13 protein-coding genes are annotated in these 24,377 nt (G+C 45.6%); 4 read left to right on the top strand and 9 right to left on the bottom strand.

The window, feature by feature from the left end; genetic code table 11:
- Positions 1-47 precede the first annotated feature (47 nt).
- A complete protein-coding gene (locus ACWJAO_RS07995) occupies positions 48-407 on the top strand; it encodes a hypothetical protein (RefSeq protein WP_449139865.1) in 360 nt (119 codons plus the stop codon).
- A 184-nt stretch (positions 408-591) separates the two neighbouring features.
- Here the strand turns inward: ACWJAO_RS07995 and ACWJAO_RS07990 are convergent, their stop codons facing one another.
- The 7 genes from ACWJAO_RS07990 to ACWJAO_RS07960 all read right to left on the bottom strand — a co-directional run bounded on the left by ACWJAO_RS07990 (position 592) and on the right by ACWJAO_RS07960 (position 15,301).
- Positions 592-2,775, bottom strand: coding sequence for an endo-1,4-beta-xylanase (locus ACWJAO_RS07990; RefSeq protein WP_449139864.1), 2,184 nt, complete (start codon positions 2,773-2,775; stop codon positions 592-594).
- A 48-nt stretch (positions 2,776-2,823) separates the two neighbouring features.
- On the bottom strand, positions 2,824-3,897 hold the full coding sequence (locus ACWJAO_RS07985; RefSeq protein ID WP_449139863.1) for a DUF5627 domain-containing protein: 1,074 nt from the start codon (positions 3,895-3,897) through the stop codon (positions 2,824-2,826).
- A gap of 21 nt (positions 3,898-3,918) precedes the next feature.
- A complete protein-coding gene (locus ACWJAO_RS07980; RefSeq protein WP_449139862.1) occupies positions 3,919-5,724 on the bottom strand; it encodes a RagB/SusD family nutrient uptake outer membrane protein in 1,806 nt (601 codons plus the stop codon).
- Positions 5,725-5,746: 22 nt separating this feature from the next.
- Positions 5,747-8,614 carry a SusC/RagA family TonB-linked outer membrane protein gene (locus ACWJAO_RS07975; RefSeq protein ID WP_449139861.1) on the bottom strand — a complete coding sequence of 956 codons (2,868 nt, stop codon included), beginning with the start codon at positions 8,612-8,614 and terminating at the stop codon, positions 5,747-5,749.
- Positions 8,615-8,653: 39 nt separating this feature from the next.
- Entirely contained in the window at positions 8,654-10,618 is a 1,965-nt protein-coding gene (locus ACWJAO_RS07970) for a RagB/SusD family nutrient uptake outer membrane protein (protein ID WP_449139860.1), read from the bottom strand.
- A 19-nt stretch (positions 10,619-10,637) separates the two neighbouring features.
- Positions 10,638-13,766: a SusC/RagA family TonB-linked outer membrane protein gene (locus ACWJAO_RS07965; RefSeq protein WP_449139859.1), complete on the bottom strand. Its 3,129-nt coding sequence runs from the start codon at positions 13,764-13,766 to the stop codon at positions 10,638-10,640.
- A gap of 239 nt (positions 13,767-14,005) precedes the next feature.
- A complete protein-coding gene (locus tag ACWJAO_RS07960) occupies positions 14,006-15,301 on the bottom strand; it encodes a hypothetical protein (RefSeq protein ID WP_449139858.1) in 1,296 nt (431 codons plus the stop codon).
- A 485-nt stretch (positions 15,302-15,786) separates the two neighbouring features.
- Here ACWJAO_RS07960 and ACWJAO_RS07955 point away from each other — a divergent pair, with 485 nt between their 5' ends.
- Together ACWJAO_RS07955 and ACWJAO_RS07950 are read left to right on the top strand one after the other, a co-directional pair.
- Positions 15,787-19,893, top strand: coding sequence for a hybrid sensor histidine kinase/response regulator transcription factor (locus ACWJAO_RS07955; protein ID WP_449139857.1), 4,107 nt, complete (start codon positions 15,787-15,789; stop codon positions 19,891-19,893).
- A 207-nt stretch (positions 19,894-20,100) separates the two neighbouring features.
- Positions 20,101-21,825, top strand: coding sequence for a glycoside hydrolase family 43 protein (locus ACWJAO_RS07950; RefSeq protein WP_449139856.1), 1,725 nt, complete (start codon positions 20,101-20,103; stop codon positions 21,823-21,825).
- Positions 21,826-21,903: 78 nt separating this feature from the next.
- On the opposite strand, the gene ACWJAO_RS07945 is transcribed toward ACWJAO_RS07950, so the two are convergent.
- On the bottom strand, positions 21,904-22,734 hold the full coding sequence (locus ACWJAO_RS07945) for a bifunctional metallophosphatase/5'-nucleotidase (RefSeq protein WP_449139875.1): 831 nt from the start codon (positions 22,732-22,734) through the stop codon (positions 21,904-21,906).
- 74 nt (positions 22,735-22,808) lie between these two features.
- Positions 22,809-23,591, bottom strand: a complete 783-nt coding sequence (locus ACWJAO_RS07940; protein WP_449139855.1) for a 5'-nucleotidase C-terminal domain-containing protein — start codon at positions 23,589-23,591, stop codon at positions 22,809-22,811.
- A 268-nt stretch (positions 23,592-23,859) separates the two neighbouring features.
- Between ACWJAO_RS07940 and rplS the strand changes: the two genes are divergently transcribed.
- Positions 23,860-24,225 (top strand): 50S ribosomal protein L19, encoded by a 366-nt coding sequence (gene rplS / locus ACWJAO_RS07935; RefSeq protein WP_117695693.1) that lies wholly within the window; start codon positions 23,860-23,862, stop codon positions 24,223-24,225.
- The last annotated feature ends 152 nt before the right edge of the window (positions 24,226-24,377 follow it).

Raw genomic sequence — 24,377 nt, 5'->3', positions numbered from 1 at the left:
AGTGAGAAAAAGTGCGTTTTCGTGCCATTTTAAGGAAATTACTCTGTTTGTTCCATATCAACCAAATACGCAAGGCATTGAATATTGGTGGCGTGGCTAGCGAGGCTTACATTTGGTTTGACAAGGCTGACAAAACCAAGAATCAGAGAGGAGCCCAAATAGATCTCATCATAGAGCGTGCCGACCGAGTCATCAACCTCTACGAGATGAAATTTAGTCAAGCCCAATACAAAATTTCAGCAGATTATGAGATAAAGCTGCGCAATAGAATGGAATTATTCAGAGACCGAACCCATTGCACAAAATCATTGGTAAATACCTTTGTCACAACATTTGGTGTTGCCAATGGCATCCATTCAAGTATAGTAAACAGCGAAGTCACACTAGACAATCTCTTTCAAGAATGACACATAGGAGAAAGAGAATATTATCATCATTAAAAAAAACGCAAAAAAGGTCGGTCGTGTCTTCACGACACAACCGACCTATCACGACTAACATCATTTCGGTTAATCTATATGATAAAACCTAAAACTAATGTTTCTTTATATTAGATGGTGTAAGCCATAGGATAGGCTCACACCACAAATATTACTTAGCGTCCTTCCAATATTCTGGAGCACCGAGACCTACAGCGAAGCCTGCGTATGTGTGCTTGCGGAGATAGTTGCTATCCCAAAGACCTGTAGGGCAACCTGCACGCCAACCTGAATCCTTAGGAGAATCAGTAGCACACCACTGAGTGATACCATACTGCTGAGCCTGTGGAATCAGCTCGAAGTACTTCTGGATGATGAATGTATAGAAACTACGCATCTGCTTGTGCTGCTCCTCAGTCATCTTGTCGAAGGTAACAGAAGTACCAGCCTCATCCTCATAAGCCATATCAAGCTCAGAAATCTTGATGAGCTTACCTGTCTTAGCCAGCGACTTAAACATCTCTTCGATGTCGCTCTGAAGCTTAGCCTGCTTAGTTGCATCACCATAGCACGTTACGTGCATCTGTGTACCAATACCATCGATAACAACAGGCTCCTCTGCATTAGGATCTTCCCACAGACCAATCCAGTGGATCAAGCTATTCAGCTTAGCGTGCTGATCCCAGTAACCTTCCAAGTTGTAGTCATTGATAAAGAGCTTCAACTTAGATGGATCACCATTGTGCTCAGCAAAGCTCTTACGTGCATCTCTTACGGCTGTACGAACATAGTCGATATCACCGAGATAATCCTGCCAGTAGAAGCTATTCTTTGCATCCTCTGCAGAAACTGTACCACGAGTAGCTGACTGAAGATCATTCCAGCCATCACCATCCTTATCCTGACCAGATATAGCCTCGTTAACAACATCCCATGATGTAACGTAGCCATCGCAAGTCTCCATCATTCCATCGATAAACTTGCCCATTGCCCAAGTTAAGGTATCCTTCTTCTCTTGATCCGTAAGAGGTATAGAATTAGACTTAGTAACCTTGCAAACTCTAACAGAATGGACATCCAAAGTAGCATCAGCTGTCTGAGGCTTAAGAATGATGTCATACTTACCGCCCTCTACTTTAGGCATTTCGATTTTTACCGAATGACGACCTGCAGCTACAGGCACTTTGGCTGTAATAGCTTGAGCTGTGCCACCCCAACCATTTTGCATGGTGAGTTCTACACCACTTGCATCCTTATTAGAAGTAAGGTCTAAATAAACAACATAATTACCTTCACCTAATTCATTATCAACTCCTTGCATCACAAAGAATTGAGACCATTCGCCTGTAGGTACAAAGTGGATAGCTCCATTAATAACAGGAGGTGTACAACCCATAGGATAGAATGGGAAATCACCATCAGTATAAGTTTCCTTATGAACCTCAGTCTCGATTTCCATTACCGGAGCCTCAGAATGAGTAACTTTTACCCACTTACAAGAAATGTCTCCTGCAAAAGTTCCTGGTTGGAAAACAACAAAAGCTTTTTCTGTTGTTAATCCACTAAATGTTACAGATTGCTCTTTCCACTGTGTAGAAACAGACATTTTCTGAGATGTAGTTGCTCCCCAGTTACCTGTCTGCACATCAATCTGTCCATCTTCTGATGCCTTGATCATTGCTGTTACCTTATATTCTCTCTTGGCATCAACATCCACAGGATAATTGTCAACTACAAAATACTGATACCATGCTCCAGGATTTTTGCTAATCAAAATTCCATCTTTGATCTCAGGAGTATAGCCCATTACATAAAAAGGGAAACTGGTCATGGTAGAAAAGTCGGTATAAGCATCTTCCTTATCAACTTTCTGACTAGGGTCTACCTTGATTTCCTTATCTGCAATAATTCTATTCAGATATTTATTGTTCTGCTGAGAATGCCAAGCAAGCGTATGACCATAGATGGTCAAACCTGCATCCTGTGCATTTGTAACGAAATCCTTAACAGTACTAAAGTCAAAGGTTCCATCATTTTTCACACAAGAAGCATACTTCATGGCGTTGCCTGCTGTCATCTCCTCGAAGTTGCTACCAGCCAAGCAATATACAAGCTCCTGTTTGTTGAAGTCGGGCGCAGCCAGTGCAATACCCAACTTAAAGTCGGGATTGCACTTGCCAGAAGCCTTCATGTCTTCGACATATTTCTTCAAAGGCTCGTAGTTGTTAAGATACTGATATTCCTTCAAGTTCTTGGTCATATCAGTTCTGTACTCCGAGAACTTGTCATCAGCACATGATGACAAAGCCAAGAGAGCTACCAAGCCTAAACCAAAATTAATATTTTTCAATTTCATAATAATCTACCTATTATTAGATGATACTTAATTGATAATTACCGCAGCTTACTTTACGATATACTGAGTATCGAAAGTTACCACGCCATTGGTATTACCACGAGTTTGAGCTACAAACTGGTCGGTTGTCTCTACCTTGACAGCACCGAAGTCTACGGTATACTGGAGAGTCAGGATGTCACGATCCTTGTTGCCCCAAGCCAGCTTAGCGCCCTTCTCCACAAACTTACCTGTACCTGTAGCAGTTACGCCCTCAGTCTCGGAAGAAACAGTGCAAGTACCATCGTTAGCAAAGGTAAGCTTCAAGTTGCAAGTATAAGACTTGAGGATATCCTTACCCTCAGCATCCTTGCCCACAACTCTCTTGACTGTGAGAGGATAGATAGCCTCTGTAAGGCTCTTGGTAGTAATCTGGCAAACCTCGTCCTTCTCAATAGTTGCACCCTCACGCTTCTCCTCAGTGGTCTGACCATTCTCGGTAATCTTGTCTGTACCACGGCGCAGATAGAATCCAGCCCAAGGGTTCATATACTTCACACAGTAGAGTACATAGTTCTTAGGCAATATCTTCCACGCATCGCTATTGGTCAGCGCAGGAGTTTCACCCTCCTGGAAAGGAGTACCCGTCAAGATCTTGCCAGCACCCTTCTGATCTTTGATGATCAGAGGGATGACATAAGTATTCTTTACAGAGGCAGGATCAGCGAAGAAAGCATCGTTGAGCTTCACCTGTAATCTTCCCTGCAAGTTGCCACCATAAGAGATGGTGTTACCTGCCAAGGTGTAATACTCTGCAGGCATAGGCTTTACAGGAGATACGCCATCAGAGAAATAGAGGTTGTCACAAAGCGAATTATCTACAGCCACATCCAGTGTGATGTCCTTACCATTGTAAGCACCACCCATGGTAGACACGATGTTGATAATATGCTCGTTGTCCTTGGTATTGTCACGAGTCTCGTCATTGCCCAACACCAATACACGCTCCACGTTTTGGTGGGCGAAGTAGACTGATGTGCCACCCTCGTAGTCGTCAAACTCAGGCGTGCCGTTCTCACAAGAGCCGAAAGTCAGAGCCAAGACTCCGAGTGCAGCCATTGAGAAATATTTATTCATCTTCATAGTTTTCATCATTATAAAATGTTAGTCGTTTGTAATTTTCCATCCTGCATTCTGCTTCAGCTGATCCCACTTGAGGATTTCAGTCTGTGGCACAGGACCGTAATACATATAGTCGTCGTATTTTCTTTCCTCTACTGTGATATCCTTGAACTGTGGAATACCAGCCTCTGTAGAAATCTCCACGCCATGAACAGCCTCATTGATAGGAGCCTTCCAGCGGCGGAGGTCATTGAAGCGCTTGTTCTCGAAGCAGAGCTCAATACGACGCTCATTGCGAATCAGCTCACGCATCTTAGCCTGGTCGTTAGCGCACTCATCAAGATAAGAATCATCTGTGATGCCTGCACGATGACGGATAGCCTTGATCACATCGTATGCAGAATAAGCATGTGTGCCATTGCCCTTAGGTCCCCAAGCCTCATTGGCTGCCTCAGCATAATCCAAGAAGATCTCGGTATAGCGGATATACACAGGATAGTGATACTGTGCGTTCTTGGCATTTGGATTAGGATTACAATCCTCACGAAGAAGCTTCTTCATATAGTAACCAGTACGTGTAGAGTTACCAATCTTATTCAGTCCATTGTCATTGTTGGCAGTGGTGATGTCGGTATTGATGGTTGCACTCTTATACTTGCAGCCATTATAGATAATGTAGAGATCCAAGCGTGGATCACGATTACTATAAGGATCCAAGTCATCATACTCACTGCGCTCATCTGTGATAGGATAACCATTGGCAGCAGGGAAAGCATCCACCAAGTTCTGGGTAGGATTGATACGTCCCTTACCATAGAGAGATGGAGGGAAGTTATCAGCCTCCTGGTTCAAACCGAGGTCCCAATCATCTGCACCATTAGTCTTATTACCACGCCAGATGATTTCCTTAGGACATTCACCAGACTGCAGCTGGCCGATTTCCGCAGTCTGAGCATACCAAGAATTACCTGTTTCAGACAAGCCGCTTACACCACCAATCAAGTCGAGCAAGCTGGCTGCATCATCAGCAGCACGCTTATAATCCACATTGGTACCAGCTGCAAAAGCAGGGCTGGCAGCAAGGAGAGAAACCTGTGCACGGATAGCCTTGGCGATACGACCGCTCACACGACCACGCATCAGAGAACCCAATACACGGTTATAGTCCTGAAAGTTGTCCACGCCCATAGCAGTGTACTTTTCTGGCACAGGATCTGACTTGGTCAAATCATTGTAATCCAAAGGCAACAACTGCTCAGCCTGATCCAAGTCGCTATAGATTTGATCCAAGCAAGCCTGGAATGTGGAACGTGGCTGGTTGAAATCAGAAGAAGTATCCTCAGGCTTTGTCAAGTTTGGCACACCCAGGAGCTGTCCATCCTCTGTCCAACCACCATGGTTCATCAGGAGATAATACATATTGAGAGCTCTCAAGGCATAAGCCTCACCCTTACGGCTCTCACAGAACATCTGCTGCGCACCCTTGTCCTTAGCCCAGTCTACCTTGTCCACCTCCTGAAGGAAGATGTTCAAGTACTGGATGCTAGCACGACAGCTAGTCCACTTGCTCATAGGGTCATTATTGGCAGCCCACGAACCAGTAGCCATTTTCAGATAGCTGTTAGACAAATCATTGCTTACAGCATCATCGGTTGCCACATCAGTTACACTTTTGGTACTATAAGGAAGCATGGCATAAGCATAGCCGAGAAGTCCCTGAGCATAAGTAGGCTCTTCGTAAATCTCATCCAAGCTACGGTTGTTTTCCTGTGCAGGCTCAAAGAGATCTGAGCAAGACACCAACGAGAGTGACAATGCAGCTAATATAAATAACTTATTAATTTTCATTTCTGTATACATTTAATAATGATTAGAATGTAGCCTTCACACCTATATTATAATAGCGTGTCTGAGGAGCACTACCTACGTTCATCTCCAATACCTCACGGTTCTTAGAGATAGTGAGCAAGTTGGCACCGCTTACATAAGCAGACAAGCCCCTAACCCAAGTCTTCTGGAAGAGTGTGCTAGGCAGGTCGTAAGTAATCTGAACCTTAGCCAAGCGGAAAGCGTCTGTGCTGTACATCCAGAAGTCTGATGTCTGATAGTTGTTGCTACCAGAGAGTGTGGTAAGACGTGGATAAGTAGCAGTCTCCTTGGTTGCCTTAGTCCAGCGATTGCGAACCACAGCTGAGTACTTGCCGTCACCCTTTACCCACCAGTAAGAATTGTTCTTCAAGCCATAAGCACCGAAGTTGCCTGTACCGAGGGCGAAGAATGTGAAGTTCTTCCACTTAGCAGTGAGGTTTACACCCAATGTGAATGGAGAGCCATACCAACCACCCTTGCCCAGGAACACCTGGTCGTAAGAGTCGATCTTGCCATCACCGTTTACATCCACATACTTCATATCGCCAGGCTTCACGTCACTACCCAAGCGGCTCTGGTCTGGAGAGTTCTTGATTTCTTCCTCACTCTGGAAGAAGCCAGCAAACTTATAACCCCAGATACCATCGAGAGCCTTACCCTCACGGTTTTGGTAATCCCATGCGTTCATCTCATCACGCTTGGTAGCCTTGGTGTTATAATAAGTACCTGTTACGCCGAGCTGCAAGTCTACATCACCCACCTTCTTATTGAAGTTAGCTGCGAAGTCGAAACCGATGCGGCGATTATTGTTAAAGTTGAGCACAGGCATGAATGAAGCATCAGGATAGCCTGGCTTAAAGTGAGAAGGATAGAACGTTGGAGTAGAAATCAGATAACCCTCCATCGAGTTAACGAAGAAGCTAGCATCCAATGTTACCATCTGCTGCCACAAGGAAGTCTTGAAGTTGACAGAAAGTTCCTTACGCTTGATGAAGTCGAGATCCTTGTTGGCAGAACGCTTAGAGAATGTGTACTTGCCAGCAGAACCATCATACCATCCATAACCATCAGCTGTCTGCCAGTTGGTGTCATAGAGATAGTATCTGTTGCCATTTACTGCCAAGTCAATATCCTCGTTGATGATGCTACCAGATACACTGATCATCATATCGTCTACCACCTTGCTGTTCTTCAAGAAGTTCTCGTTCTTGAGTCTCCAACCCAATGAAAGTGAAGGAGAGAAGCCTACACGATGACCTGGAGCCAACTGTGCAGAGTGGATAGCTGCCAAGCCGAAGTCTGCATAATAAGTCTTGGCGTAATCATAAGATGCATCCAAGGCAAGATTAGCACTTGATGTCTTGTGATACTCACCTGATTTAGACTGCTGATAGCCAGAGGCAATCAACATCGCAGAGAGGTTATGTACCTTATTAAATGTATTGGCGTAATTGAACTGAGCAGAGAAGAGCATGGTCTGATTGTCCACACTATTAGCGATGTTCTGTACACCAGACTTCTTATCCTCACCTTCCTTCTTCAAAGCTACGATCATATCCTTGCCGTCGATGTTTGACCATGTTGGGATATAGATGGCATAGCTATTATTGAAAGATGTGGTGTAAGAGGTAGCATAGTCTACTGCGAAACGAGTCTCGAAAGACAAGCCCTGCAACAACTTGTACAGATTGATGTTAACACCTGTATCAAACTGGAACTGGCGGCTAGTATACTTGCTCTTACCAGCAGCATAGTAATCTGCGAAGATGTTAGAAGAGTTAGCCTGTGTACCAGCCAAGAAGTACTTGCCATCCACCAGCTTAGCCACACTCATCAAGTCCCAAGCAGCCTTGGCATTAGGAGCTATCATGTCTGTAGAGATCAATGGGCTAGCATTCTGTGGGAAGTTAGGACGCCAAGTAGCAGCTGCTTTCCAATAATCACCAATAGCAGAATGTGAATCATAGAATGTGGCATTGGAGTTGACCCAAGCCTTGATGTCATCTGTGATGTTGACATCTACATTACCACGTACACTGAAACGCTGAGTGTTATTGTTCTTAGCCTCACCCAACTTCAGGAAGTCGCCCTGGCGATAATAGTTGATGTTGCTATAGAAGTGAGCACGCTTACCACCACCACTAATCTCAGCAGTAGCCTCGTAGCGACTATTCATCTTGCGAAGATAGTCAGAAGAGTACATATCGAGATTAGGATAACGATATGGGTTGGTGCCCAAGCCATGATTGTAGATATCCTCAGCAGAGTAGAGAGGAGTCAAACCGTCATTGGCACGAGCCTCGTTGTAGAGAGTCATATACTCAGCAGAGCCCAGATACTCAGGGAATGACTTAGCCACATTGAGACCAGCGTTAGCCTGCACCTCAACCTTCAAGCCATCGTTCTTGCCACGCTTGGTGGTGATGAGCACAGCACCCTTAGCAGCCTTGCTACCATAGAGCACTACAGCTTGCGCACCCTTGAGGAATGTAATCTGGTCAATCTCGCTAGGCATCACGTTGGTTGCCTCACGAGGCACACCATCTACCAATACCAAGTATCCTGCATTGTCAGCATCCATGCCCCAGAGAGAGTTGCCATTCCAACCACCCACGTAACCCTGCATGTTGTCAAGGCTATAAGTGTGGTAGTTTTTCTTCATCAATCCCTCTACATCGACTACCGAAACGCCGCCCAAGATGTCACCCTTGGCTACCTTGCGATAAGCCACATTTACCATCTCCTTGTCGGCAGCAACGGTATCGGTTTCGTTCTCAGCAGCAGTTTTGGCATCGGCAGCCATAGGAGCCAATGACACAAGACCTGCCAACAGGAACTTTGAATTATATGATTTGAATTTTGAATTCATACTATCATTCTTATTTTAGTATTACTATATAATGTTATTTTACCAACCAGGATTCTGACTAAGCTCTTGATAGAGATAAACATCCTTGATAGGCAATGGGAACCAATAGTGCTTGGCTGTGAAGTGACGAGTCAAGATCTCTTCCTGGTGGAAGTTAGCCACCTGAGCATCAGCTGGGTCATTATTCTTGTAGAAATCGGCACTCTCCACACGGTCAAACTCATCAGAGTACTTTACATTGTAAGGAGCCTCGGTCAGGAGCAACCAGCGCTGCAAGTCGTTGAAACGGAAGCCCTCGAAAGCAAGTTCCACCTCACGCTCACGGCGAACCTCGTCCATGAACTTATGTGCATCAGCTACATACTCTGGAGCCACATGACCAGCGCCACAACGATCACGAAGGGTATTGATGGCATCCTCAGCAGTCTTGCTAAAGTTAGTAGCCTTGCCAGAAGCACCACCAAACGCAGCACAAGCCTCAGCATACATCAGATAGATGTCAGCCAAACGCATGTATGGCAAGTAACAGTGGAATGCTGAACCCCAATCGTAGTCACGATCCACCTCATTACATGTATGAGGCACCAACTTCTGGATGAAGTAACCTGTACGGCTGGCATTAGCCACTGGACGCATATTGCCACCTGTATACAACTGGCAGTACTGCAAGTTAGCCCACTGACCAGGAGTACCATTCAGATACTTGAATCCATCAAACACGATGTCGTGATAGAAGCGTGGGTCACGGTTCTTATATGGATGAGTAGGATCGAAACCACCTGCTGTGTTAGGAACCAACTTGCCATTCTCTACGATGTAAGCGGGCTCACCATTAGCCATACCGTAAGCAGCTATCAAGTTAGCTGTAGGCTGGTGAATGGCATTATCATGAGCAACTACTTTCTGTACCTTAGGACCAAAGACCTTAGAGGTATTCCAGTTAGAGCCGTTGAAGTCTGAAGATGGACCACGGAAGATTGCCTCAATAGATCCAGGCATTTTCCAGTTCTGCTTCTTGGTATAGAAGATATCAGAGAAGCAAGAGGTAGCATCGGCAGAACGCTCATGATTGTAGATGTCCTTATAGTTGAACTCAGCCAACCCATACTGTGTCTGGCCACCCTCAACCAATGTGAGCAACTCACCGAAGACCTCAGCTGCCTTCTTGGCAAACTCCTCATCATAGTCGTATGTCTTGCCATTCTTGCTAGCTCCTACCTGTGCGCCATCCTTCATCAATGGGCTGGCAGCCCAGAGATAAGTCTTGCCCAGATAACCGAGTGCCATGATCTTGTTGATACGAAGGTCGTTCTTGCCCTGTGTGGCAGCACCATCATACTCATTGTCCCAGTTGATAGGCAACAGATCGGCAGCCTTGCGATAATCAGCAGCAGCCTTCTCTGCACACTCCTGATAAGAGAGACGAGGCAAATTGAGCTCTGAATTGAGATCCAAATAGGTATCAATGTATGGCAAACCACCAAAGTACTGCATCAACTCAGTGTGCCACCATGCACGGAAGAAGTAAAGCTGACCAGCAATGAGGTCTTTCTCTGCCTTGCTAGCTACCAACTTATCGAGATTAGCCAAGCCCTGGTTAGCCTTACGAATGCAATACCAAGCATGTGGCCAAAGTGAGTGGTTGAACTTATCTGTAGATGTAGGGTTGCTGCCATCCTTGTAAAGCCAGTTACCAGTGGTCTGCCAAGCACGGAAGTTGCCCAAGTCTACCTGGTGTGTCATACGGCCATCAGCCTCTGGGTTGAAGATTTCATCATCACCCCAGTTCCAAGAAGGACACCAGTTACATTTTTCCTTATCAGGGATACAGTTGTAAATCTCCTCTACGTAACCCTGAAAGTTACGGAAGTTTACAAATGCGTCATTTTCTGAGACTGTAGAATCGGCCTCCTTGTCAAGATAGTCCTGGCAAGAGTTGAGCGAAGTGCCGAGAGCCAGCGAGACGCATCCCATCAACAAAAAATTCTTTATCTTATTTTTCATTTGAATGTTCATTTTAATATTACAATGAGAATTTAACACCTAAGTTGAAGCGGCGTACTGTAGGATATGCTCCAAGGAAACCGCCACCACCGAGGTTAGCCTCACGGTCATCAGGCATACGAGTCCAAAGCCAGAGGTTGTTACCATTCAAGTATAACTTGAGGTAGTTCATACCGAGAGCCTTGATCCAACCCTTGGTCCAAGTATAAGCAATCTCTACGTTCTTCAGACGGATGTATGAACCATCATAGAGGAACTGAGTACCATTGCTGTAATCAGACTGGGTAGCACCCCAACGAGGAATGATAGATTCTGGAGAAGACTCGTTCTTGTCCCACCAAGTACCAGTGTCATAAACATTGTTCAACTTATTGCCAAAGCTTGTCAAGGTTACGTCACGAGTTACATTGGTTACACCATAGAACTGAGCGAAAGCAGAGAAGCCCTTATACTCGATACCGATAGTGGCATTGTATGTATTCTGAGGGTTTGAGCTATAACCTACTGGAGCTGAGTCCTTGCTATCTACCACACCATCACCGTTGAAGTCTACGATGTAGTAATCGCCTACCAAGCGGTGGTTGTCGTTAGACTCATGAGCTGGAGAACCTATCAAGTCATCGATGTCGTTGATAAAGCCACGATCAATGTATGAGCGATACTGACCCATAGAGTAGCCTGCCTCCTTCTGATAGTTAGGAGTGAGCTGAGCGTCATCCTTCAAGAGCACCTTGTTCTTGGCATGGGTCATATTGAAGTTACCCCAGAGGCGGATGCCATTGGCAAATTTCTTGTTGAGCTTCAACTCCAACTCGTAACCACTGGTACGAACCTTACCCTTATTGATAGTAGGAGCTGTAGTACCAAAGTAAGATGGGATGGAGCGGTTATTACCAAAGATCAAAATGTCGTTACGACGGTCGCAGAAGAAATCGAGCGAACCGGTAATCAAACCACCCAAGAAACCATAGTCGACACCGAAGTTGGTCTTCTTCACAGTCTCCCACTTCACATCTTTATTACCCAATGTATTCTGGCGATACCATGTGTAGATACTGTTGGTATGGTCAAGATCCATCACTGTGTTGCCTCCGTATGCCCACTGGTTCATGTAGAGCCAGCGACGAGTAGAATCAAATGGGTCTGGACCTAGGTTGTCATCACCAATCTCACCGTAAGATGCACGGAACTTCAACATATCAATGATGTGCTTGTCACGAAGATTCTTCATGAAGTTCTCCTCAGTGATGGTCCAACCGATAGCTCCAGAATTGAAGAAGGCGAAGCGATTGTCCTTGCTAAACTTTTCTGATCCGTTGTAAGCACCGTTATACTCGATGTTGTAACGACCAGCATAGCTATAAGTAGCACGGAACGCCCAGTCCTCACGGTAAGTAGGCATCACACTACCACGTGCATTCTCCTGACGAGAGAACAAACCCATGGCTGTAACATCATGCTGTCCGAACTTGCGAGCCCAGTTGAGCTGCAACTGATAGTAAAGATTGCGAACAGTCTGGTTGTTATCAACCGAACCACCTGAAGTACTCCAGTTAACGCCCTGTTTCCAGTCGAACTTATTGTTTGACTCATATACCTGACCATATGTTATATTGCCAGTCTCTGGATCAATATACTTGGTCTGAGCTGTATTGTTCAAGTCATTGATACCACGGCTCGTCTCAACAAATACGTTGTCCCAAGAAACGGTACCACGCAAGTTCAAGCCCTTGGTGATGAAGTCGAGTTTCTGCTCCAAGGTAAAGTCGGTATTGATACGAGTAGTAGTAGCCTGCGCTGTACCACCGATGGCGAGGTTCTGAGCAGAGTTACTTACGTTAGACGCATTTGGATAATAACCCCAAGAGCCATCGCTATACTGAGGTAAGAATACATCTGGAGCGATGTTATAAGCACCAGCCCACTGCTGTCCTATCTGCCACTCGCTATTGCTCATGTTGCTCCAAGGAGCCTTGCGCACACCATTAGAACCAGATACATTTACCTTTAATGTAGTAGTTCTAGTGATAGAGAAGTCCAAGTTACTGCGCACATTGATACGATTGTATCCATAGCCAGAGTTATAGTTACGTCCGTTATCATACTCACGGAAGAGGTCACCCTCGTGTACAAAGTCGGCAGAAGCAAAATACTTCACGAAGCTTGTACCACCGCTCACATTGACATTGGCATTATATGACATGGCGCTCTTCTTGAAGAGGGCATCCTGCCAATCCACGTTAGCATAACGCTCGCGCTGCTCTTGTGTGGTCTGGTTACGATAGTTCTCAATAAATGATTGAGGACGGATGTAAGACCAAGATTCAGGAGAAACACCCAACTCATGCTCCACTGCCCTGTTGCGGAACATCAAGGCATCGTATGAATCATACTTGTTAGGCAACTTAGAAGGAGCCTTCAATGTAGCATTGAAGCCCACATCAATCTTAGCCTTGCCTTCCTTACCACGCTTGGTAGTAATCAAGATGACACCATTGGCACCCTTCACACCATAAACGGCAGTGGCAGATGCATCCTTCAATACAGAGATGCTCTCTACAGAACCAATGTCTACACTACTCATAGGACGCTCGATACCATCGACTAGGACGAGAGGGTCACTGTTGTTCCAAGAACTAGCACCACGAATGATGATCTGTGGCTCCTCCTCACCAGGCATACCATTGCCCTGAACAGTTACCACACCAGGAAGGTTACCAGTTAAGGCAGCACCAATGTCGCTGACACCGGCGGCACGCTCCAAGACCTCACCTGTGGTCTGGGTGATGGAACCCACGACAGATGCCTTCTTCTGCTGACCATAACCAACGACCACGACTTCGCCGATGGCATTGTCGTCTTCCAGTGAGAGTTTGAACTCTCTCTTCTTACCGATCTTTACTTCCTTGGTCTTCATACCTACGTAAGTAAATACGAGAGTAGAATTCTCAGAAGGCACATCGATGTTGAAGTTACCGTCAAAGTCGGTGACCGCACCGACGCTGGCATTACCTTTTACTTTTACAGTGGCACCAATCAGAGGTTCACCTGTACCGTCAACAAGATTACCCTTGACATGAATCTTCTGAGCCTGAGCATTCAGGCTGCAGAAAGCTCCCACCAAGCATAAGGCTGCTGTCCGTTTCATTGTTAACACTTGTTCAATCATGTTCTATTCATTTTTGATTTATGCTTTAAAAATTTAGGCGTGCACAAAATTGTTTATTCACGGCGGCAAAGGTATGGATTTCTTTCGAAACTTACTTTGCGTGGTGTAACAGAAACTTTATCATTTCAGAAAAACCTTGCGAGAACGCATTTTTCCATTACTTAACAGTTGTTTTATTATATAAACACCTGTAGTTGGCTTTTCTACCTCTTTTCCTTCTATATTATAAAGGTGGAAACCACGTCTGCCTGGGTTTCTAATTGTTTAATTCCTGTTGTATTTTGTTTCAAATACCATTCTTTATACCAGTTCATACAGGCATAGCCGCAACACTCTTCGAACAGTCCGTGCTTCTTGGCATTCTGGAAACCTGGCCGCACGATTCCGGTCTTCAAGTACTCATCAATATCGTAATATTCCTGTGGATGAGTAATTGTCATTCCGATGTTGCCAAAGTGGTCGTGAACTGCCTTCCATGCCAATCCCCATTTCGAGGTAGATGCTGTTGCCCAGCTTCCCAGGTTAGGTTGCGTCCACTGTCCCATCTCATTGTAGTGACCTTCGCTCTTCTTGTCTGGATCTTCCGGACTCCAGTCTATCTCCGTTACCATGATAGGTTTACTGGTAACCATAGGCACCTGAGCCTGGAATTGCTTGATGAAGGCATTGTGATTACAGTTATTGTCGCTGGCATTATACCATCCGGAATAAACATGTACTGCATAAGAGAAGTTGTCCTCGCTATCGGTAATAGGATACTTGGCGTAATTCTGATATTGGCTCTGATAACCGGCACCCGGAACCCAGATGATTCCCTTGAACTCCTGTTCACGAATCACATCCACTACCGGCTGAAAGAAATCATGCAAGGCTTTCTCTGAATTGGAACCATCACTCAGATGAACGCTTACCGGCTCATTGGCAAGCTCTATAGAGATGATACCTTCATTCTGCTTGATGTATTCATCGGCAGCAAATGCCTTCCATACAGCCTTCAGGTAGCGCTGATACTTGTCTCCTACACTGATGTTCTGCGGACAGACACCCGGTGGACGGACGATGACGTAAAGTCCGTGAGCGATGGCATCCTTGATGAGAGGAATGTAGAGTTTCTGGAGAAAGCGACGATAGCGCGCCATATTGAATGCCGAGATATCTGCCTCGTTTTCTGCTTTCTTTGTCGGATCGTTGGTCCAGCATGGATCCATGTGCAGTCGGAATACGGTACAGTAAGCACCCTGCTTCTTGTCGGTGATAGCCGAGAACTGCTTAGAGAAATATTCCAAGCAAGGTTTTATGTCAGACTCCGAATAGTCAGCCTTCCACTGTTGCCATCTCCACCCATTGAAGTAGCGGTTCGGCGTATCCATCACACCATGTAAGACAACAGTCTTACCATTGGCATCTACCAGATTCTTACCCTGCACACGAAGTGCCGGCAGATTATCGGCAGCCAGTCCCGCCATTGACAGCATAGTCATAGCGAGTGATATTAACAATTTCTTTCTGTTCATTGTTAGAATTATTTTTAGATTTATCATTTATTGTCAGTCACCTTATTATATTATGAAGGAATGCCAGGTTCAAGTCTACAGAAAAGGATGCTGGTCTTTTAAAATGGAATGGCGCGTAATCACTACGCACCATTCCTGAAAACCAATTAATCATGATTCTATAAAAACCATAATATCAAAATCTTTTAGAAATTCTAAACCTATTCTATAAACCTATTATATATAAACCTAACTAACCTACATATTCAAAACTACTAAAATCAACATAACTTAAAAACCGATGCAAAGATACTCCGAATCTATTATATATACTTTATGATAAGTAACTAATAGTTTTTCTATCGTATCACATGTAACATCATATTTACCCTACGTAACATTTTAACATCTTTTTAATCCAAACCTATAAAAAATATATATTTTCGTGCACTATTTTCCCATTAATTTCGTATTTTTGCAAACGAATATAAAAAAGCCAAAAGACAATGAAACCAAGAATCATGATGATTTCGATGAAATCAAACCTCAGAACAATGAGAAACATCGGTCTTTTACTGATGTTTATCTTCAATCTCACTGCGCAGAATATGATGGCGCAGCGAGGAAAACTTTTCAATTCAGACAACCAGCTTTCGAGTAACCTTGCCACTCAGGTGTTCCAGGATTCAAATGGTTTCATTTGGATTGCCACCCGTAACGGCTTGAATATCTATGATGGCTATAACTTTATGGTCATCAGAAAAACCTACGACAACAGTAACGGGCTCAACAGCAACTATATCAACTGTATAACACAGGATGAAAAGGGGTGTATTGTGCTGGGAACAAACAAGTCGCTACTTATACTTAATGGTAAAAGGTTCTGCAACGTACCCATGCTCGATTCAAGAAATAAGCCTATAAACACTTACGTTACCCAGGTAAGCCGTTTGCACAATGGCGATATTGCTGTCGTTACCTCCGGTTACGGCATCATGACCAAGAAAACAGATGCAAACGCCTGTTACACCATGAAAGGAGAAGTGGAGAACCTGAAATACATACATAAAATTCTGGAAGACAAACAAGAAAGGCTCTGGATTATCCTGGAAAACGGAAAGCTGTTACGGAAAGAAAAGAACGGCAAGCTTGTTTCACGCATCATGGGAACAGAGCAACTTAACACACAAGATATCAGGCAAGACGACAAGGGCAACATTTATCTTGCTACCAAGAATGAAGGTGTTTACCTTCTCAAGGCTGGTTCAACCGCCTTCACCAAGATAGCCGGCATTGGCAATCTTCCTATTGACAACATCTATATCAGCCGCGACCAGCGCTTGTTTATCGGTTGCGACGGTATGGGTATCTTCGTGTATAATCCTATAACAGGATTCTTGCAAAATAATCCTCTGTTCAGCCGTGAAGTAAATCTTGCCAAGAGCAAGGTTACCAGCATTATAGAAGATTTTACGGGAAACATCTGGGTGAGTATGCTCCAGAAGGGCGTATTCATGCAGTCGCAGGCTCAATGTGATTTCAACTATATGGGCTACCGTTTGGGCAACCGCAACGTGATAGGCGAAAACAGCATCACAAGTCTGTGTGCCAATCAGGGCAACCAGGTCTGGGTGGGAACCGACAAGGATGGTCTTTATCTCTTTGACCTAAAAACCGGTAGTATCAACAGCCATTTATTAAGCAACACCACGGTACTGACACTCTGCAAAGACCAGAAGGGCAGAACATGGGTAGGAACCTATACTGACGGCATCGGATTTATAGATGCGGGGGGGTCTTTCCATCCATTCAGCCTTGGCATTGGCAACCAGGCGGGCATCTTCGATATCCAGGAAGACCCGCAGGGCAATATATGGTTTGCTACCATGGGCGAAGGACTCTTCCGCCTTTCTCCAGATGGAAGCATCAAGCAGTGGAAAGCACTATATGGTGCAGATAACAACCTGAAGAAGAACAGTATTCCTAACGATTACCTCGTGAAACTCAGCATCTCAAAAGATGGTAAGCGGGTTTTCGTTGCCACTTCTGTAGGTCTGGCTTGCTATGACCAGCAGAAGAACAGCTGGACTTCCACATTCGGTGGCGTCAACTGTCTGAACAAGGGCTGTTTCTCTCATTGCGTTTATTCAGACAGCAAGAACCGCGTTTGGTTTGGCACGGAAGACGGAGCAATCTGCTATGATCCGAAGAAGGGATATGCCAATCCGAAGATTTACAACACGGAAACCGGACTTTCAGACAACAGCGCAGCCAGCATCATAGAAGATTACAAGGGCAGAATCTGGATAGGAACTACCTGTGGCTTAAACCAGGTAGATACAGAAAAAGGAACTATCAACAAATACTACTCAGACAATGGCTTGCAAAGCAATGAGTTCAGCGATGCAGCAGTCTGCACGCTCTGGGGAGGAAAGTTGCTGGTGATGGGCGGAACCGGCGGTATCAACTGGTTTGATACGGACAAGGTAAAACAGCATCCTTGGCAGGCGAAAGTTACCATATCAGGACTTCTTGTGGGTAACAAACCTGTATACCAGGATATGGAATCGGGCATCTATACCATCACAGATAAAGGGGTATACAACAGCGACAAGTTCTCCTTGTCGTATGATGACAACACCTTCACCATCCAGCTGTCAACTCTTACATATAATAATGTAGAGCAGATCAGTTATGCCTACAGCATCAATGATGAGGATTGGCGAACCATACAGCCTGGCATAAACGAGCTGTCATTCTCCCATATGCCAGCCGGCACCTACAAGTTCCGTGTCAAGGCTATCTGCAACGGATACGAAACCCCAGTCAAGGAGTTCTCCATCATCGTTCACCCAGCCTGGTACGCCAGCATCTGGGCAAGACTCTGCTATCTGCTTGCATTCCTGGGACTCTGTCTGCTCTATATCAAGCATCGCAAGCGCAAGATGGAAGATCAGCTTGTATTGCAGCAGCATATCCATGCCGAAGAGATGGGCGAAGCGAAACTGAAGTTCTTCATGAACATCAGCCACGAAATCCGTACCCCATTGACCCTTATCCTCACCCCGCTGTTCACGCTGATCAAGGAAGATAAAGACGCTCACCGACAGGGCATCTACGATATGATGCGTAAGAACTCGGAACGAATCCTGCACCTGATTAACCAGATGATGGACCTGAGAAAGATTGACAAAGGACAGATGGTGATGCACATGAGCCAAACCGATATGGTTGCCTTCATTGGCGATGAATACAAACTCTTCTGCCAGCAGGCGGTGGCCAAGAGCATCCAATTCACCTTTGAACACGAAGACGAGGCTCTCCCGGTATGGATAGACCGCGACAACTTTGACAAGGTATTGATGAATGTCCTGTCAAACGCCTTCAAGTTTACTCCTGCAGGTGGCAGAATCCGTATCACCCTCTCCCACTCTCCGCATCATGTCCGCATCGCCATCAAGGACAGCGGCAAGGGTATTCAAGAGGATAAGCTCGAAACCATCTTCCAGCGCTTCTATCAGAGTACCACCTCTTCCAACGACCGGAATGTAGGTACGGGAATCGGTCTCGACCTGACCCGCTCGCTCGTGGAACTGCATTACGGAACCATCACAGCCGCCAACAACAATACACTTGATGAAGCCGACTGGAAGGAAGGAAGCCAGTTCCTCATCACGCTGCCTCTGGGTAATGAGCATCTGAAACCGGAAGAAATGACAGATGCACCGGAGCCACAGGCTGCTCAAGAAATTAAGGAACTGGAAGAAAACATGGAGGAAGAAAACGAAGAGAATGCTACCGATGCAGGCAATGGCACCGAAGAAGAGTTCATGAGCAAGGTAAAGAGCACCATCGCTGTGGTAGAAGACGATGAGGCTATACGTGATTTCCTGAAGACCCAACTTCAGGAAACCTACAATATCCTTACCTTCTGCAACGGAAAAGAGGCGCTGCCGGAGATTATAAAGCAGAAGCCAGACCTCGTTATCTCAGACATCATGATGCCAGAGATGGACGGCAATATGCTCTGCACCAAGCTCAAGAACAATGTGAACACCAACCATATTCCGGTGATTCTGCTTACAGCGATGAGCAGAGAGGAAGACCAGCTGACCGGTTTGCAGTCGGGTGCCGATGCCTATGTGGTGAAACCGTTCAATATAGACATCCTGCGCCGCACCATCATCAACCTGCTCAACGTGCGCCGTACTTTGAAAAACAAGTTTACGGGCAGCGAGAGCCAGAGCGACAAGCAGCTAGCTATAGAAAAAGACCAGTCGCCAAAAGACCAGCTGATGGAACAGGTGATGAAGGTAATCAATGATAACATGGATAATGAGGACCTGAGTGTGGATATGATTGCCCGCGAAGTAGGACTGAGCCGTGTGCATCTGCACCGCCGAATGAAGGAACTGACCAACCAGACACCACATGCCTTCATCCGCAATACCCGTCTGCAGTATGCCGAAAAGTTGCTGAGCCACTCTAACAAGACGATATCAGACATCATGTTTACCTGTGGTTTCTCCAACCCAGCCAGCTTCAGCACCATGTTCAAGAACCTTTATGGCTCTTCGCCTCGCGATTATATGCAGGCACACCGGAAACTCTAGCCTTTTCACAACCGAAAAGGCAAGATGTTTCCTGAAATAAAGTATTTGTTACAAATCGAAAAGTTTATGATACACCCCATAAAGTGTTGGTAACATTCTGTGGGGGTATATTTAAAAGGAAAGCGGTAACTTTGCAGCAGTTTTCTGAATACATGTTTCAGCCATGAATCCAGATACTCATTCTGTAAATTTAAACCCAATAATAAAATGAAGAAAATTGCAATCTTATCGCTTTCCCTGACGCTTGCTGCCGCAGCACAGGCGCAGACAGCTGAGTTTGACTATTTCAAGTATGCGGGCAATGACGCTCGCTTCAATGTTGAAATTGACAAGACTCACCAGTATTACAACCCAGTGCTGGCTGGTTTCTATCCAGACCCATCACTCTGCCGCGCAGGCGACACCTACTATCTGGTAAACTCTTCGTTTACCTTCTTCCCAGGTGTGCCTCTCTCAACCAGTAAAGACCTGGTCAACTGGCAGCCTGCCGGTCATGTTCTCGACCGCACATCACAGGTTCCATTGAAGGGACAGCACGTTTCGGGTGGTATATTTGCACCAGCCATCAGCTATAACAAGAAGAACAAGACTTTCTATATGATTACCACCAATGTGGGAGCCGGCAACTTCTTTGTAAAATCAAAAGATCCTTCCAAAGGCTGGAGCGAGCCTATCTATCTGAAGAAGATTGACGGCATCGACCCTAGCTTCTTCTTCGATGACAACGGAAAGGGATATATCGTGCATAACGGTCCGGTAGTTGGCGGTGCCGATTACGAAGGTCAACGCTCTATCCGCTGCTTCGAATTCGACGTGAAGGGCGACAGCATCAAGGGCGACTTCAAGGAGATTCTGCGTGGCGGAACCCATGTAGAGGCGCGTCCTATCTGGATTGAGGGTCCTCACCTCTTCAAGAAGGGCAAGTTCTATTATCTGATGTGTGCAGAAGGTGGTACAGGCGGATGGCACAGCGAGGTTATCCTGCGTGCCAAGAATCCGATGGGACCATGGGTGGAATGCCCTAACAACCCTATCCTTACCCAGCGTACCGGTCTCGACCCTAACCGCAAGGACCCAGTATCAAGTGCCGGTCATGCCGACATCGTAGAAGATGGCAAGGGTAACTGGTGGGCTGTATTCCTGGCTTGCCGTCCTTATGAAGAGGATATGTACAACACAGGTCGCGATACTTATCTCCTGCCGGTAACCTGGAAGAATGGATGGCCAGAGATTCTTGCCAAGAATACTCCTATCGCTACGGTGGGTGAGAAGGCAGGATTGAAGCCAAACGGACAGAACCTCTATTCTGGCAACTTCGAATATACAGACAATTTTGAGAATACCAAGAGTGGCTCACTTGTTATAACCGACAAGAAAGGCAACAAGAGTGAACATGAGATAACAATCAATCAGAATGGAATAGACACCAACCGCTGGATGTTCCTCCGTGACCCTGTGGATTGCTACAAGGTAGAAAATGGCAAGTTGACGCTGAATCTCTTGCCTGGCAACATCTACAAGCGTGAGCCAATGTCTGCCATCTGGGCTCGTCAGCAGCACGGTACCTTCACTGCCGAGACTTCGCTCAACTTCACGCCTCGCAACGACAAGGACATCGCAGGTCTGGCACTTCTCCAGAAGGAAGACCACAACTTCGTATTGGGTAAGACCATGAAGAAGGGCAAGCTGATGATTACCCTGACCCGTGCCGAGAAGAACAATGTTACTATCGCCTCTGCTCCTATCAAGGCTGGCAAGCTGAAGCTGAAGGTAGAAGGTCATGACAGATATTATGATTTCTATTATGCTGAGGAAGGTGGCAACTGGCAGCTTCTTGCCAAGGGTGTGGATGCCTCTAATCTGAGTACTCAGAAGAGCGGTGGCTTCATCGGTGCCTGCATCGGCCTCTATGCTTCTTCCAACAAGGAATAAAAGATATGATTATAAGGTATAAAAAAGACTCCCCGAGCTTTTCGGGGAGTCTTTTTATGTTTTGCCTTTATATAAGATTTATTTATTCTTTACGATATCCAAAGTCATCTTGCCAACCCAGATAGCGCTCTTGCCGTTCTGGTCGATTGGCACCGGTTTGCCATCAAGGTTGTTCAGATACTCCAACTGCTTGAAGTAGGTATGGCTATGACCGCCCAGTATCAGGTCGATATCACGGGTGGCTGGGGCTACCTCAGAATCGTCGATGCCATCTATCTTCCAGCCCAGGTGGGAGATGCAGATGATGACATCACACTTCTCTTTCTTCTTCAATATCTCTGTCATTTCCTTTGCCTTGGCGATAGGATCGAGATATTTGATGCAACCGTAGTTGGCTTCGGTTACCAAGCCGGCGAGTTCCGGACACAAGCCGAAGACGCCAATCTTCAGTCCCTTGCGTTTGATAATGGTATAAGGCTTTACGATATTTGCCAGTTCAGTACCGGTGAAATCGTAATTGGAGCAGACGATAGGAAACTTCGCCATCTTGAAGATGCGCACCATGTTGTCTATTCCGAAATCGAACTCATGGTTACCGATGGTAGCGGCATCATATTTCATCTCGTTCATCAAGCCTACTTCTACATCTCCCTTGAAGAGAGAATAGTAAGGTGAACCCTGTGAGAAATCGCCACTGTCGAAAAGCAGCAAATCGGGATTCGCCTTACGCTCTTGCTTAATCATCGCCACCCGACGGAGGAAACCGCCACGGTTGGCAGTAGCTGTATCAGCGAGATTCGGATTGATTGGCATCACGCATGAATGCGTATCGTTGGTATGGAGCACTACGAGCTGCTTTACCACCTTTGCCTCTTTCTTAGCTTTAGCCTGAACGGCTGCTGGCTGCATCACGAAAGATGCCAGAACCAGACCTATATATAATAATGTATGTTTCATCAGAACTATAAATTATTCATTATCAATTATTCATTCACCACAACGCATCTGCCTTCAATCTTAGATTCCACCACCTTGCCCTGTGCCTTCATCTCGCGGAAATAATTCATGATGATGTAGCGCACATTGTTCTCCTTCTGCTTAGGAGCCACGACATCGGTTCCACTCTTGAAGGCAACGAGCTGGTCATTACCTTCGGCAAGATAATCGAGGGTAGCAATGCGGTAACTCTTCTCCGGATCAACAGGTTCACCGTTCAGCGTAACGCTCTTCAGTTTGCCATCCTTGGTGATAACCATCCTAACGGCATGACTCAAGCCTTCGCCTCCACGATGAGCTATCTGCTGGAAAAGTTCCAGCACCTTATCGCCCTTCAGCGTCAGGAAACAGATCTTGTTCTCGAAAGGAGCCATATCGTTCACGTCGCCTACAGTAACCTTGCCCTTGGCAAGATTAGAACGGATGCCACCCATATTGTAAACAGCGAAAACCGGCTGTTCTTCAAACTGCTTGCCACCCCATACCAGGATGTCACAGAGCAAGTTACTGAGTTCGCTCTCCGGACGATGACGGGTCATATCATGAGCAATATGACCTACAACAGGGCCCATGATACTGTCTACCTTACTCTTATAAGGAGCGATAAACCTGTCAGCCTCAGCAGCAGGCTGTGCATCCCATTTCTGATCAACCAATATTCGGGTTCTCTCCACCTTCGCCACCTTGTATTTCTGGGCGAAAGCCGGACTTGCCATCAGCAGCATGACTGCCGAAGCAAGGTAAATCTTGATACTATTTTTTTTCTTCATACTTAATACACTAAATACTTTTAGAGCGCAAAGATACAAAATAAATCTACGAAATCGGCAAAATCGGCGAGAAAATTCCATTGCAGAAGTAAAGAAAACAAAAAAACAAAGGGAAAAAGTGAAGAAAGTGACTGAAAATTTGCGAGATACAAGAAAAAGTAGTAACTTTGCACCCGCTTTTCGGCGTAACCGCTGTTGTCTGGGCAGAAGTGTTGTCCAAGTCCATGTTGCGTTGGAACGACAAACAATTTTTAATTTTATACAAAAAATGGATTTGATTAAAGTTGCTGAAGAAGCATTTGCAACCGGCAAGAAGTTCCCTGAGTTCAAGGCAGGTGATACTATCACAGTCGCTTACAAAATCGTCGAGGGTACAAAGGAGCGTATCCAGCTCTATCGTGGTGTTGTTATCAAGATCTCTGGTCATGGTGACAAGAAGCGTTTCACAGTTCGCAAGATGTCTGGTACTGTAGGTGTTGAGCGTATCTTCCCTATCGAGTCACCAGCTATCGATTCTATCGAGGTGAACAAGCGTGGTAAGGTTCGTCGCGCTAAGTTGTATTACTTGCGTAAGCTTACTGGTAAGAAGGCTCGTATCGCTGAGAAGAAGACTGTAGCTAAGGGTGCAGAATAATTTTTCTTAGGAGACCTAATCAGAAAATCGGGTAGGAGGTAAATGCTAATCACAAAAGGCATTTGCCTCCTATTTTCACACTTACCGACCTCCCACACCACCGTACGTGCGGTTCCGCATACGGCGGTTCCTATTTTGGATGCCATTCGAGA

Source organism: Segatella sp. (assembly GCF_977051555.1).
Note: the sequence above shows the minus strand (reverse complement) of the source record. Positions and strands in the feature narration are given on the sequence as shown.

What these genes read in the sequence shown, in the direction of transcription:
- ACWJAO_RS07965 (WP_449139859.1), bottom strand. Translation starts at nt 13,766, where the DNA reads ATGAAACGGACAGCAGCCTTATGCTTGGTGGGAGCTTTCTGCAGCCTG.
- ACWJAO_RS07955 (WP_449139857.1), top strand. Translation starts at nt 15,787, where the DNA reads ATGAAACCAAGAATCATGATGATTTCGATGAAATCAAACCTCAGAACA.
- ACWJAO_RS07980 (WP_449139862.1), bottom strand. Translation starts at nt 5,724, where the DNA reads ATGAAAATTAATAAGTTATTTATATTAGCTGCATTGTCACTCTCGTTG.
- ACWJAO_RS07960 (WP_449139858.1), bottom strand. Translation starts at nt 15,301, where the DNA reads ATGAACAGAAAGAAATTGTTAATATCACTCGCTATGACTATGCTGTCA.
- ACWJAO_RS07970 (WP_449139860.1), bottom strand. Translation starts at nt 10,618, where the DNA reads ATGAAAAATAAGATAAAGAATTTTTTGTTGATGGGATGCGTCTCGCTG.
- ACWJAO_RS07945 (WP_449139875.1), bottom strand. Translation starts at nt 22,734, where the DNA reads ATGCAGCCAGCAGCCGTTCAGGCTAAAGCTAAGAAAGAGGCAAAGGTG.
- ACWJAO_RS07940 (WP_449139855.1), bottom strand. Translation starts at nt 23,591, where the DNA reads ATGAAGAAAAAAAATAGTATCAAGATTTACCTTGCTTCGGCAGTCATG.
- ACWJAO_RS07950 (WP_449139856.1), top strand. Translation starts at nt 20,101, where the DNA reads ATGAAGAAAATTGCAATCTTATCGCTTTCCCTGACGCTTGCTGCCGCA.
- ACWJAO_RS07985 (WP_449139863.1), bottom strand. Translation starts at nt 3,897, where the DNA reads ATGAAGATGAATAAATATTTCTCAATGGCTGCACTCGGAGTCTTGGCT.
- ACWJAO_RS07975 (WP_449139861.1), bottom strand. Translation starts at nt 8,614, where the DNA reads ATGAATTCAAAATTCAAATCATATAATTCAAAGTTCCTGTTGGCAGGT.
- ACWJAO_RS07990 (WP_449139864.1), bottom strand. Translation starts at nt 2,775, where the DNA reads ATGAAATTGAAAAATATTAATTTTGGTTTAGGCTTGGTAGCTCTCTTG.
- rplS (WP_117695693.1), top strand. Translation starts at nt 23,860, where the DNA reads ATGGATTTGATTAAAGTTGCTGAAGAAGCATTTGCAACCGGCAAGAAG.